The organism is Microbacterium sp. ARD31 (assembly GCF_031844425.1).
Map to the genome: position 1 here is coordinate 640,557 of NZ_JAUZVE010000002.1, position 12,555 is coordinate 653,111.

At 71.5% G+C, this 12,555-nt stretch carries 12 protein-coding genes; 3 read left to right on the top strand and 9 right to left on the bottom strand.

Features of this window, described 5'->3' with window-relative positions:
- Positions 1 to 6: 6 nt before the first annotated feature.
- Positions 7 to 975 (bottom strand): alpha/beta hydrolase, encoded by a 969-nt coding sequence (locus Q9S36_RS09785; RefSeq protein WP_311284943.1) that lies wholly within the window; start codon positions 973 to 975, stop codon positions 7 to 9.
- Between the two features lie 87 nt (positions 976 to 1,062).
- Here Q9S36_RS09785 and Q9S36_RS09790 point away from each other — a divergent pair, with 87 nt between their 5' ends.
- Positions 1,063 to 2,745, top strand: a complete 1,683-nt coding sequence (locus Q9S36_RS09790) for an alkaline phosphatase D family protein (protein WP_311284944.1) — start codon at positions 1,063 to 1,065, stop codon at positions 2,743 to 2,745.
- A 14-nt stretch (positions 2,746 to 2,759) separates the two neighbouring features.
- On the opposite strand, the gene Q9S36_RS09795 is transcribed toward Q9S36_RS09790, so the two are convergent.
- From Q9S36_RS09795 to Q9S36_RS09810, 4 genes are all read right to left on the bottom strand, one after another.
- A complete protein-coding gene (locus tag Q9S36_RS09795) occupies positions 2,760 to 4,133 on the bottom strand; it encodes an FAD-dependent oxidoreductase (RefSeq protein ID WP_311284945.1) in 1,374 nt (457 codons plus the stop codon).
- Positions 4,134 to 4,209: 76 nt separating this feature from the next.
- A complete protein-coding gene (locus Q9S36_RS09800) occupies positions 4,210 to 5,265 on the bottom strand; it encodes a polyprenyl synthetase family protein (RefSeq protein ID WP_311284946.1) in 1,056 nt (351 codons plus the stop codon).
- A 43-nt stretch (positions 5,266 to 5,308) separates the two neighbouring features.
- Positions 5,309 to 6,052 carry a demethylmenaquinone methyltransferase gene (locus tag Q9S36_RS09805; RefSeq protein WP_311284947.1) on the bottom strand — a complete coding sequence of 248 codons (744 nt, stop codon included), beginning with the start codon at positions 6,050 to 6,052 and terminating at the stop codon, positions 5,309 to 5,311.
- 53 nt (positions 6,053 to 6,105) lie between these two features.
- Complete coding sequence (locus tag Q9S36_RS09810) at positions 6,106 to 6,666, bottom strand: DUF402 domain-containing protein (protein ID WP_311284949.1); 561 nt, start codon at positions 6,664 to 6,666, stop codon at positions 6,106 to 6,108.
- A gap of 53 nt (positions 6,667 to 6,719) precedes the next feature.
- On the opposite strand from Q9S36_RS09810, the gene Q9S36_RS09815 reads away from it, so the two are divergent.
- Positions 6,720 to 8,033: an isochorismate synthase gene (locus Q9S36_RS09815; protein ID WP_311284950.1), complete on the top strand. Its 1,314-nt coding sequence runs from the start codon at positions 6,720 to 6,722 to the stop codon at positions 8,031 to 8,033.
- A gap of 12 nt (positions 8,034 to 8,045) precedes the next feature.
- Here the strand turns inward: Q9S36_RS09815 and Q9S36_RS09820 are convergent, their stop codons facing one another.
- Genes Q9S36_RS09820 through Q9S36_RS09830 form a run of 3 tightly spaced genes read right to left on the bottom strand, consistent with a single transcriptional unit; the run spans position 8,046 to position 11,177 of the window.
- Positions 8,046 to 8,909 carry a PPK2 family polyphosphate kinase gene (locus Q9S36_RS09820; RefSeq protein ID WP_311284951.1) on the bottom strand — a complete coding sequence of 288 codons (864 nt, stop codon included), beginning with the start codon at positions 8,907 to 8,909 and terminating at the stop codon, positions 8,046 to 8,048.
- 25 nt (positions 8,910 to 8,934) lie between these two features.
- Complete coding sequence (gene menD, locus Q9S36_RS09825; protein WP_311284952.1) at positions 8,935 to 10,734, bottom strand: 2-succinyl-5-enolpyruvyl-6-hydroxy-3-cyclohexene-1-carboxylic-acid synthase; 1,800 nt, start codon at positions 10,732 to 10,734, stop codon at positions 8,935 to 8,937.
- 2 nt (positions 10,735 to 10,736) lie between these two features.
- Positions 10,737 to 11,177 (bottom strand): PLDc N-terminal domain-containing protein, encoded by a 441-nt coding sequence (locus Q9S36_RS09830; protein WP_251451331.1) that lies wholly within the window; start codon positions 11,175 to 11,177, stop codon positions 10,737 to 10,739.
- An 80-nt stretch (positions 11,178 to 11,257) separates the two neighbouring features.
- On the opposite strand from Q9S36_RS09830, the gene Q9S36_RS09835 reads away from it, so the two are divergent.
- Positions 11,258 to 11,575 (top strand): DUF4229 domain-containing protein, encoded by a 318-nt coding sequence (locus tag Q9S36_RS09835; RefSeq protein ID WP_311284954.1) that lies wholly within the window; start codon positions 11,258 to 11,260, stop codon positions 11,573 to 11,575.
- Here Q9S36_RS09835 and Q9S36_RS09840 read toward each other — a convergent pair whose 3' ends face one another.
- Entirely contained in the window at positions 11,576 to 12,553 is a 978-nt protein-coding gene (locus Q9S36_RS09840; RefSeq protein WP_251451333.1) for a 1,4-dihydroxy-2-naphthoate polyprenyltransferase, read from the bottom strand. It abuts the gene before it with no gap.
- Positions 12,554 to 12,555: the final 2 nt, after the last annotated feature.

Sequence of the window (12,555 nt, forward strand, 5' to 3'; positions counted from 1 at the left end):
GGCGGATCACGCCAGTGCGTACCGCACCCAGCGCTCGGTCACCGCATAGGCGTTCGCGCGCGGCACCGTGCGCGACAGGAACACATCGTGGATCGCCCCGTCGATGCGGGCGACGGTGACCATCGCTCCGATGCGCACGGCGCTGCGGGCGATCTCGTCGACGGCGAGCACCGAATCGCTCGCCGTCATCGACTCGGACCAGTTCAGCGGCGGTGTCGAACGCGCCGACAGGAGCACGAGCGCGGGGCAGCCGACCTCGACGCCGCCGGCGACGCGACGGTGTCCCTCGAAGATCGCCGCGAGCCAGCCGGGGTGGGTCGGGAACCCCATGTCGGGGCGCCAGCGCACTCGCTCCTCCCCCACCGGCAGCACCTCGAGTTCGCGCTGCGCGCGTGAGTAGAAGCCGAGGTCGACCGCGGGATGCGGACCGAGCGGGTCGAAGCGCGCACGCACGCCGACGAGCGGAGCGATGGCCTGACGCGCGACCGCGCCGAGCTGCAGCTCCAGCCAGGGACTGTTCAGCACCACGGCATCCGCCCGCCCCGGATGCCTCGCCGCCCACAGCGTCAGGGTGAGCCCACCCGTCGAGTGGCCCAGCAGCACGAGCCGGCGCGACCCCGGCCCCATCGCTTCGATCGCCGCCCCGATGTCGTCGTCGTACTCATCGAGCGACGACACGTAGCCCGGTTCCTGACCGTCGCGCAGGCTCCGCCCGTAGCGACGCAGGTCCAGCGCATAGAACCGCGCGCCCAGCCGATTCCAGAAGCGGGCCAGCTCGACCTGGAAGAAGTAGTCGCTCCAGCCGTGCACGTACAAGACGTCGACGTCCGAGAGCGGTCGCCCGAGGGCGGCGATCCACGACGGGATGCTGCGCACGAGCGTCGCGGTGAGCGGGCCGCGCTCGTCTTCGCCAAGGGCGAGCTCGAGCTGCTCGAACGGCTCGCCGAGCAGATCGGGTGTCCATTCGTCGGACATGGCGCCCAGCCTATCCAGGTGGCGAGCCGATTCCGGCGGCCGGCGCAAGCCGTGCGCGCACCACCGCCCGAGGGGGACAATGGGCCCATGGCATCCTCTCCCCTCGTCCTCGGACCGATGCTGCGCTACACCGATGAGACGAGCGCGGCGGTGTGGGTCGAGACCGCGACGGATGCCCAGGTGAGCGTGCACGCCGACGGACGCGTCTGGCGGACGCGGACCTTCGCGGTGCACGGCCACCACTACGCCCTGGTCGAACTCGACGAGCTCACCCCCGGCGCGGTCCTGCCCTACGAGGTCCGCGTGGGCGGAACCCTCGTCTGGCCCGAGGCCGACGCCCCCCTCCCCGCACCGGTCATCGCCACACCCGCGCCGGAGCGACGGCTGCGGATGGCCTGGGGATCGTGTCGCACCAGCGTCGACCACGACGCGGCGGGCAACCGCAGGCACGGCGTGGATGCGATGCGCACCTTCGCCCTCGCCCTCGGTGAGGACTCCTCACTGCGCCCCGACCTCATCCTGCTCCTCGGCGACCAGGTGTACGCCGACGTCACGACGCAGCCCATGCAGGACTTCATCGCGCAGCGCCGCGACATCGAGCAGCCGCCGGGCGAGGAGCTCAAGGACTACGAGGAATACGCCCACCTCTACCGTCTGGCCTGGTCGGACGACGCCAACCGCTGGCTGCTCTCGACCGTCCCGAGCGCCATGATCTTCGACGATCACGACGTGCGCGACGACTGGAACGCGTCGCTGGACTGGAAGAAGCAGATGGAGGCCACCTCGTGGTGGCACGGCCGCATCGTCGCGGGCCTGGCGTCCTACTGGGTGTACCAGCACCTGGGGAACCTCTCACCCGCGGAACGCGCAGAAGACGAGATCTGGCAGCGGGTGCTGGCCCACACCGGCCCGGACGAGCTGGACCTGAGCACGGTCCTCGACGACTTCGCCGATCGTGTCGATCGAGAGCCCACCACCTACCGTTTCAGCTACCGTCGTGACTTCGGCGACATCCGCCTGGTCGTCGTCGACTCCCGCGCCGCCCGCGATCTCACCCCCACCGCGCGCGCCCTGGTCGACGCGACCGAGTGGGCCTGGCTCGACGCGCAGCTGCAGGGCGGCGTGCGACACCTGCTGGTTGCCACCTCGCTGCCGTACCTCCTCCCGATCGGACTCCACCACGTCGAGTCGTGGGACGAAGCGATCTCGCAGGGCGCGTGGGGTCGCCGCGCCGCGCGGGTCGGCGAGCGCCTGCGTCAGATGGTCGACCTCGAGCATTGGGCGGCGTGGCAGAACAGCTTCCAAGCTCTCGCGCGGGTCATCACCGAGATCGCCGACGGGGGGCGGGGCACCGCGCCCGATACGCTCCTGTTCCTGTCCGGCGACGTGCACTTCTCGTACATCGCCGAGGTCGACAGGTCCCGGGGCTCGCGCATCGTGCAGGCGGTGTGCTCGCCGGTTCGCAACCCGCTCCCCCGCGTGATGCGGTGGTTCTCGGTGGTGATGTCGTACGGCGTCGCGCGCCCGATCGGCGCCCTGGTCGCACGGTCGGCGAAAGTGCCCGACCCTCCCTTCGAGTGGTCGACGGTGAAGGGCCCGTGGTTCGACAACAACCTCTCGGTGCTGCAGGACACCCCGGGCGGCCTGCAGCTGACATGGCACACGGGCGTCGTCGAGGACGGCGAGGAGCGGCATCCGCGCATCGACGAGGTGTCGCGGATCGTCGTGGGGCCGCGCACCGCGGTCGGGTCGCGGACGTCAGCGCGCTGAGCCCGCGCGCGACCTCACTCGCCGCGTGAGATCGCGACCATCTCGTCGCGGGGGACGACCTTGACGCGCGCACGCTCGTGCGGTGCGCCGAGAGCGACTTCGTGCTGGTCCAACCGGTGCCAGCCCTCGAGGTCGGTCCAGCGCACGCCGCGCGAAGCCAGCAGCTCGGGGATCGCCTCTTCGGACGGGTCGACAGGCTGCCACCACGAGCCCTGGTCGTTGATGATGTGACGCACCGTCTCCATGGCGTCGGACTTGGTGTGACCGATGAGCCCGACGGGTCCGCGCTTGATCCATCCCGTCGCGTAGACGCCGGGGACGCGCTCGTTGGAGTCCTTGCGCAGCACCTGGCCCTCGTGGTTGGGGATCACGCCGTGCCGCTTGTCGAAGGGGACGCCGGGGAGGGGCGAGCCGAAGTAGCCGACAGCCCGGTAGATCGCCTGAACGGCGACCTCGCGGATCTCACCGGTGCCGACCACGCCGCCCTCGCCGTCGGGACGCGTGCGCTCCCACCGGAAGCCCGAGACCCGCCCGGCGTCGTCGGTGAGGACCTCGAGCGGCTTGGCATAGAAGTGCAGGTGCAGCCGGCGCGACGCCGTGCCGCCGGCGTTGTTCACCGAGTCCCGCTTGCGCCACGACTGCAGCACGCGGTCGATGACCATGACCTGCTTGTTGGACGCGATCGCCGCCTTGGAGGCGTCGTCGTAGTCGAAGTCCTCGTCGTAGACCACCATGTCGACGTCGTGGAGCTCGCCGAGCTCCCGCAGCTCGAGCGGCGTGAACTTCACCTGCGCGGGACCGCGGCGCCCGAACACGTGGACGTCGGTGACGGGGGAAGCCTTGAGCCCCCGGTAGACGTTGTCGGGCACCTCGGTGGGCAGCAGGTCGTCGGCGTGCTTGGCGAGCATGCGCGAGACGTCGAGCGCGACGTTGCCGTTGCCGATGACCGCGACCGACTCCGCCTCGAGCGGCCACTCCCGCGGCACGTCGGGGTGACCGTCGAACCAGCTGACGAAGTCGGCGGCGCCGTACGATCCCTCGGCCTCGATGCCGGGGATCGCCAGGTTCGTGTCGCGGATCGCGCCGGTGGCGAAGATGACGGCGTGGTAGTGGCGCTTGAGGTCCTCGAGGGTGACGTCCTCACCGAAGCGGACGTTTCCGAAGATGCGGATGTCGCCGCGGTCGAGGACTTCCCGCAGGGCCGTGATGATGCCCTTGATGCGCGGATGGTCGGGCGCGACGCCGTAGCGGACGAGGCCGTACGGTGCGGGGAGCTGCTCGAACAGGTCGATCGACACGTCGAACTTGCGCTCCGCCTTCAGCAGGATGTCGGCGGCGTAGATGCCCGCGGGTCCCGCTCCGACGATCGCCAGGCGCAGCTTGGTCATGGGGGTCCTTTCGAGGGATGCCGGGGTCTCTACCGCTCTATGGTGCACCACGGGGTGCACCCGGCTCGCCGTGTCCTCAGCTCGAGCGGTCCGCGACGGCTTCGGCGAAGCGGGTCAGCGCCTCGCGGACCGGTCCGTCGGGCAGCGGCGCGAGGGCGTCGACCGCTTCGCGCGACCACGAGTGGGCGAGGGCGAGCGTGGCGTCCGTGGCCTCGTGGGTGCGCAGCTCGTTCAGGGCGTCGTCGAGGACCGCGGGATCGGCGCCGTCGGCGATGAGGGCGACCCCCTCGTCGATGCGGTCCCGCAGCGCGCGGGATGCGGCATCCGCTCGCTCGCTCAAGACGAGGTAGGGCATGGTGGGCACGCCGGCGCGCAGGTCGGTGCCGGGCACCTTGCCGGTCTCTCCCGGATCGGCGGACAGGTCGATGACGTCGTCGAGCAGCTGGAAGGCGACGCCCGCCTTCTCGCCGAAGACGACCATGGCCTCTTCGTACTCGGCGGGGCCGTTCGAGAAGATGATTCCGGCCTGAGCGGCCGCGGCGATGAGCGATCCGGTCTTGTCCGACAGGACGTCGAGCGAGAACGCGACGCGGTCCTGGCCCTCCTGCGGGCCGACGGTCTCGTGGAACTGCCCGAGCACGAGACGTTCGAAGGTGTCCGCCTGCAGCCGGATGGCGCGATCGCCGTGGCGCGCCATGATCTGGCTGGCGCGCGAGAACAGCAGGTCGCCGGTGAGGATCGCGACGCTGTTGCCCCACACCTCGTGGGCGCTCGGGACCCCGCGGCGCTTGTCGGCGTCGTCCATCACGTCGTCGTGGTACAGCGAGCCGAGGTGGGTGAGCTCGAGAGCGGCGGCGGCCTCGATGACCTCGTCGGTGGTGCCGTCGCCCAGCTGGGCGGTCAGGAGCGCGAGCATGGGGCGCACGCGCTTGCCACCCGCGTCGAAGAGGTAGCGACTGGCCGAGTCCGCGATCGCGTCGGTCATGCGCAGCTCGGCCTCGATGCGACGGTCCACCCGCTCGAGTCCCGCTTCGACCGTCGAGAGGAGGCGTCGAGAACGCGGACCGGCGAAGATGCGGTCGCCGAGTCCGAGTTTGCCTGCGATGCGCGGGCCCGACGCGGGAGGAGTCACGCGACCAGCCTACCGGCGCGGGACACCCTCGGTCCCCGCCCGGTCAGGGGTGCGGGGACGCCGGAGGCTTCATCGCACGGTGCAGCGCGACGATCCCCATGGACAGGTTGCGATGGGCCACGCCGACCCACCCCGCCTCGCGGATCCACTGCGCCAGACGCTCCTGATCCGGCCAGTCCTTGATCGACTCGTTGAGGTAGTCGTACGCCGCGGCGTTCGAGCTCACGGCCTTGGCCACCACCGGCAGGATGCGGTCGTTGTAGAAGCGGTAGAGGCCGTTGAACGAAGCCGACGGCGGGTGCGAGAACTCGCAGATCACCAGGCGTCCGCCCGGACGCGTGACGCGCAGCAGCTCTGCCAGCGCGGTCCGCGGCTCATTAACGTTGCGCAGGCCGAACGACATCGTCACGGTGTCGAAGGAGTCGTCGTCGAACGGCAGCGCCGTCGCGTCGGCTTCGACGAAGGACAGATTCGGGATGCCGCTGTGCCGGCGTCTGCCCTCGGCGATCATCCCGGGCGAGAAGTCCGCGGCGACGACCTCGGCGCCGCTGCGTGCGAGGGCGACGCCGGACGCGCCCGTGCCGGCGGCGAGGTCCAGGATCCGCTGGCCGGGACGCGGCTCTACCGCCCGCGTCGTGGCGACCCGCCACAGGCGGTCGTTGCCCATGCTCAGCACGGTGTTGGTGCGGTCGTAGCCCTTGGCGACCTCATCGAACATGCCGCTCACGCGGGCCGGATCCTTCTGCAGGTCGGCGCGGTGCGGCTGCTTGTCGTCCGGGGAGTCCACCCCCCGAGTCTAGGCCGCGCAGGCCGGGCCTGGATCTGAGGAGCGGCGGGCGCTCAGCGGTGGGACGGCCCGAGGCCCAGCGCTGCGAGGCGGTCGAGCCACAGGTCGGCGGTCACCGGATCGAACGGCGCCTCCTGAGCGGTCACCCGTCGCTCCAGATCGGTCGCGAGCGCGTCGAGGGTCGCCACCACGTCGGCCGGGTAGCCGTAGGCGACCCGGTGCTCGTCCCACTCGTCGCGGTCGTCGATGTAGACGCCCTGACCCTCGCGGTCCACGACGTCGAGGTCCATGTCGATGCCGGTGGGCTCTCCGTCGCGCCACGTGACGTCCCACGCGATGTCGATGTAGACCCGCGTCCGGTGCGGGGCCGCGTTGTGGGTGTACGCGTAGTCGCCGGTCGGCGGGACCAGCGTGACGTTGGGATGCTGCGGCACGAACTCGCGGCCCGGTCGCGAGCTGTGCCATCCGGGGAGCTGGCCGAACCAGTCGCCCCACCGGTCGGTCCCGAGGTAGACGCACTCGTGGACCCAGTGCGGGCCCCCGTCCCACTTGCGCCAGCGGAACAGCAGTCGGGTGCCCGGCTCGGGGCGCGGGGAGGTCGCGGTCTCGCTCATCCCCGCCAGCCTAGGGCCGGCCGGGTCTCTCGGCACGGCTCTAGGCTGGGAGGGTGACCGACCCGGCTCTTCCGCCCGCACCCCGGCTGATCGCCAGGACTCGCGAGATCGACCCGGTCGAAGACCTGCTGGAGTACACCTCCCCCGACGCGCCGATGGTGTGGCTGCGGCGCGGTGACGGCATCGTCGGATCAGGCGAGACGCTCCGCCTCGGCTTCGGCGGCGAGGACGCGTACTCGGCGCCGCCCCCCGGTCAGCCTGCGGTGGCCGAACTGTGGCGGACGCTCGCCGCCGTCGCCGACGTCGACGATCCGCTGGACCTGCCCGGCACGGGCCTTGTCGCGTTCGGATCCTTCGCGTTCGACCGGCGTTCGTCGATGTCGAGCCGACTCATCGTCCCGACCACCGTCGTGGGCCGTCACGGCTCGCGCTTCTGGACGACCCGCATCAGCCTCGCCGGTGATGACGGCACGTCTTCCGACGACGAGCCCCCCACCGCCGTGCCGTACGGACCGTACTGGTCGGCCACGCTCGGTCCGGGCGCCCTCGATCCGGCGGCATATCAGGAGGCGGTTCGCGGCGGACTCGACGCCATCGACGACGGCACCGTCAGCAAGGTGGTGCTCGCCCGCGACCTCGCCGGCACGATTCCCGCCGGTTCCGACCTCCGCCGCCTCGCCCGCGCGCTGGCATCCGGGTACCCCGACACGTGGGCGTACGCGGTCGACGGGCTGATCGGCGCGAGCCCCGAGACGCTCGTGACGGTCTCGCGCGGCGTCGCGACCGCACGAGTCCTCGCCGGAACCACCCCGCGCGGCGCCGATGCCGACGCCGACGTCGCGGCATCCCTCGCCCTGTCGACATCGGCGAAGGATCTGGACGAGCATCAGTACGCGGTGCAGAGCGTCCTTGCCGCCCTGCGCCCGCACACCACGGCGCTGTGCGCGAGCGAGCAGCCGTTCGCCCTGAAGCTTCCGAACGTCTGGCACCTGGCCACCGACGTCGAGGGCGACATCGCGGGAGCCGCATCGGCCCTCGACCTCATCCGCGTGCTGCACCCGACGGCCGCGGTTGCGGGCACGCCGACCGACGCCGCCCTGGACGTCATCCGCCGCCTCGAGCCGTTCGACCGCGGTCGGTTCGCCGGCCCGGTCGGCTGGGTGAACGCCAAGGGCGACGGAGAGTGGGCGATCGCGCTGCGGTGCGCGCAGGTCGACCTCGACCCGGTGCGCGGCGTCGCCGCCCACCGCGACACGATCCGGGTGACCGCGTTCGCGGGAGCGGGGATCGTCGCGGGAAGCGACCCCGAGTCCGAGCTCGTCGAGACGCGCGTGAAGTTCCGCCCGATCGTCGACGCCCTCGCCTGAGGTGTCACCTCGTCACGTGGCCGCGAGCTTGCGCTTCTCCTCGGCGACGTCGTAGTCGGCGGCCGGCCAGCGCGGATCGATGTCCTCCAGCGCCTCGAGAAGCAGCCCCTGCACCGCCAGCCGTGCGTACCACTTGTGATTGGCCGGCACGACGTACCACGGCGCCGCGTCGGTCGATGTGCGGTCGAAGACGGTCTGGAACGCCGACATGTAGTGGGGCCAGAGCTTGCGCTCCTCGGTGTCGCCGGGGTTGTACTTCCAGTGCTTGTCGGGGCGGTCCAGCCGCTTCAGGAGGCGTTCGCGCTGCTCTTCGTACGAGATGTGCAGCATGACCTTCACGATGCGGGTGCCCGATTCGACGAGCTTCTTCTCGAAGTCGTTGATGGCGTCGTAGCGGCGCTCGATCTCCTTCGGGGTGGCGAACTCGCGCACCTTGCCCACGAGCACGTCCTCGTAGTGGGAGCGGTCGAACACCCCGATGACCCCGGGCTCGGGGATGCGCTTCTTGATGCGCCACAGGAAGTCGTGCTCGAGCTCCTCCTCCGTCGGCTTCTTGAAGGCCGAGATCTGGATGCCCTGCGGGTCGACCGCACCCACGACGTGCCGGATGATGCCGCTCTTGCCGGCACCGTCCATCGCCTGGAGCACGAGGAGCACCGCGGCGTGGGTGGTCTCGGCCTGACTCGCGGCGTAGAGGCGGTCCTGGTACTCCTCCAGCTCGCCCGCGACGCGCTCGAGGTCGGCGACGGCATCCGCTTTCGCCCCCTCGTACCCGGGACTGCCGCTCGGATCCACACCCGACAGGATGAAGTCCTCACCCACCCGGAGGAGTCTCGAGACGTCCGCTGTCCAGCGCTTCTGCTCTTTGGTGCCCATCGGGCCATCATGGCCCCCCCGCGGGTCAGCGGTCGAGGGGTACCTCGACCAGTTGACGTCCGCCCACCGGAGCGGTAAGGGCCTGATCCAGAGCGGCCCGCGTCGTCACCCGCCGGTACTCCCACCCGTAGGCCAGAGCCAGCTGCTCCAAGCGCACGTCCTGGGGTGTGAACAGCACGCGATCCATCGCGTCGTCACCCGCGACCCCGGCGACCTCGAGGCCGTCGAAGATCGTGCCGCCGCGGTCATTGCCGACGATGACCTGCAGGCGCGGCTCGGTCTCGGAAGGCGGCAGCAGGAGCGCGCCGACATCGTGCAGCATCGCCAGGTCGCCCAGCAGCACGCGGGTCACGCCCGGCCCGGCATTCCCCTGACTCGCGAGGGCGATGCCGGTGGCGGTGGCGACCGTGCCGTCGATGCCGGCGAGGCCGCGGTTGGCGTGCACCGGCACCTTCTTGCCGCCGAGCACCGCATCGGCCACCCGGACGAGACGCGACGAGCCGAACACGAGCCGGTCGTGCGGCCACGTCGCCCGCCACACCGCGTCGACGAGTGCGGCGCGATCGAGGGGCGCGCGGATGACGGCGAGCTCGTCGGCGATCGCGCCCAGCCTCTCCCCGGGCACGGCCGACGCCAGGGCGTCGGCATCGGGTGCCGGCGGCGACAGATCCACGGATGCCGCGCGCGACGCCTCGAGCCAGGCTCGCAGCCACTCGCGATCGGGCTCGCCGGTGGCGACGGTCACGGCGTCGACGGCGACGGTGGAGCCGTTGAGGTTCAGGGGCTCGCCGGGTCCGCGCACGGCGACCACCTCGACGTCGGACCGGGCCAGGAGCGCGGCGACCTCGCGACTGAGGGTCGGATGCCCGAGCACGAGCGCGCGCTCGACGCGCCCGCCGAGCGCGGGATCGGCGAGGACGCGCCGGTACCCGTGGACGAGGAGCCGGCCGTAGCGGGCGCCGCTGACGATCTCGGCCACGAGCGGCCACCCGCCGGCGTGGGCCAGAACCTCGGCATCCGGACCGGCGTCCGCGCCGGCGATCACGACGGTGCGGGGTCCGCGCTCGATGACGAACGGATCGTCCTCGGGGTCTCGGGGCACGTCCGACTCGCCGATGCCGCCGCCGCCCTGGTACAGGGCGCCCGAGCCGTCGTCCTCCGCGGGGCCGTCCTCGCCCGGCGGTTCGTCGGGGTCCTGCCCCGGCGCGGCGGACAGCTCGGCGGTGGGCACGCACAGCCAGTCCGGGAGCGGGCCCGCCAGGGGTTCGCGGTACGGCAGGTTCAGATGGACCGGTCCGGGCGAGCGAAGGCCCGCCCCGAGCGCGGCGGCGAAAGCCTGGTCGGCGACGTCGCGGAGCATCACGCTCTGCTCGCCGTCGCCGGTGTCGTCCGTCAGCTCGGGCACCGGCAGATCGGTCTCCCACCGCGTCGCCGCGGTGAACATCCCGGGTTGCCGGGTGGTCTGGTTGGCCCCGACGCCGCGCAGCTCGGGCGGCCGGTCCGCTGTCAGGAGGATCAGCGGCACACCGGCGTGGTGGGCTTCCAGCGCCGACGGCAGCAGGTTGGCCACCGCGGTGCCCGATGTGCAGATCACCACGGCGGGAACGCGGGCCTCACGGCCGATCCCGAGTGCGGTGAACCCGGCGACCCGCTCGTCGATGCGGACGTGAAGCGTCACGACGCCGCGCTGCTCCAGTTCGGCCGCCACGAGCGCCGGCGCCTGCGAGCGGGATCCGGGGCTGAGCACGATGTGCTCGACACCGAGCTCGACCAGGCGGCAGAGCAGAGCCGCGGCGGCGTCGGTCGCCGGCGAGCGATCGGGCACGGTCAGCCGAGAGCGCCGCGCTGACCGCGGGTGTCGTCGTCGGGATCGGTCGAGCGCGTGGGCGGCTCGGTCGTGCCGGTTCCCGAGGCGGACGCCGTCGTGCCCGGGGTGGTCCACTTCGGGTCGTCGTCCTCGGCGTCGAGCTGCGCGAGTTCTTCTTCGAGGCGGCGGATGCGCTCGTCCTGGTCGCTGATCGTCCCGATCTGACCCAGGAACTCCGGGTCGTCGTCGGGGGCACGACGTCGCGCCTGCACCGACGCGCGGGTGCGCCCGACGAGGAACCACAGGATGCCGCCGAGCACGGGGAGCAGGATGACGATCAGCAGCCAGATGGGCTTGCTGACGCCGCGGTGACGGGTGGCGGGCTGGACGGCGCAGTCGACGATGGTGAAGACCCAGAACGCGGTCGCCACCAAGGCCAGTATCAACAGCACCCGAGGCACAGCACCATCCTAGGCGCGTGGGCGCCGCTTCGGTCCGGTCGTGACCGAACCGTCGCCGGGACGCCGTTTACGATGGACGGGTGAAAGCCCGCCCCGTCCTGCTCTATTCGGCGCTGCGGCTGCTGGCGTTCCTCGTGCCGTTCGGCATCATGATGCTGTTCGAGATCGGCCGTCAGTTCTACTGGCTGTCCGCGATCTTCGCGGCCCTCATCGGCCTCAGCCTGTCGCTGCTGTTCCTGCGCCGCCCGCTAGACGAGGTGTCGATGGGCATCGCCGAGCGCCGGGCGGCGGCGAGGGCCGCCGCGAGCGACGAAGCCGCCGAGGATGCCGCAGCCGACGCCCTGCCCGGCCCGGGCGAAGCCGGGACGGGATCGCCGCAGGACGACCGTCGGGCCTGATCAGCCCACGAACGCCCAGCACAGGAACGCGCCGTACGCGACCGAGGTCAGCGACGTGAGCGCCAGGGCGACCACGAGTTCGCGCGGAAGTCGGTACGTCCACACGATGAGGATGGCGGGCAGCGCCGCCAGCAGGGCCAGCAGCGACAGCCAGGCGATCGGGTAGAACAGCGCCAGGTAGGCCGCGATCGCGAACGGCAGCAGCACGAACGCGGTGAACAGCCATCGGGTCGCGGTCTTGCCGATGACGACCGTGAGTGTGCGCTTGCCCGCGGCGCGGTCCTGGTCGATGTCGCGCAGGTTGTTGGCCAGCAGCACCGCGCAGGCCAGCAGTCCGGCCCCGACCCCGCCGAACCATGCCTCCTGCGGCAGTGCGAAGGCCTGCACCCACGTGGTGCCGAGCGTGGCCACGAGACCGAAGAAGACGAAGACGACGACCTCGCCGAGTCCCGCGTACCCGTAGGGCCGCTTGCCCCCGGTGTAGAACCACGCCGCGATGATGCACACCGCGCCGACGGCGATCAGCCACCACTGCTGCGTCCGGATCGTGATCGCCAGTCCCGCGACCGCCGCGATGCCGAAGAAGACGAGCGCGACGATGAGGACCGTGCGCGGCCGCGCCTTGCCGGCGCCGGTGAGGCGGGCGGGCCCGACGCGGTGGTCATCGGTGCCCCGGATGCCGTCGCTGTAGTCGTTGGCGTAGTTGACGCCGACCTGCAGCGAGACCGCCACCACGAGACATGCCAGAGCGATCACCCAGTGGAAGACGTCCGAGACGAGGATGGCGGCGCCCGTTCCGATGAGGATCGGGGTGACCGCCAGCGGCAGGGTCCGCAGCCGCGCGGCGCCGATCCAGTCGCGGGCCGTCGCCGGCTCCACGCGCCGGGGCGCGGGCTGATCCTTGCGCTGCGGGTTGCCGCGGGAGCCGCGGGAGCCGGATGCCGGACGTTTGCGCTTCTTGCTGGAGGTGCCTGCCACGA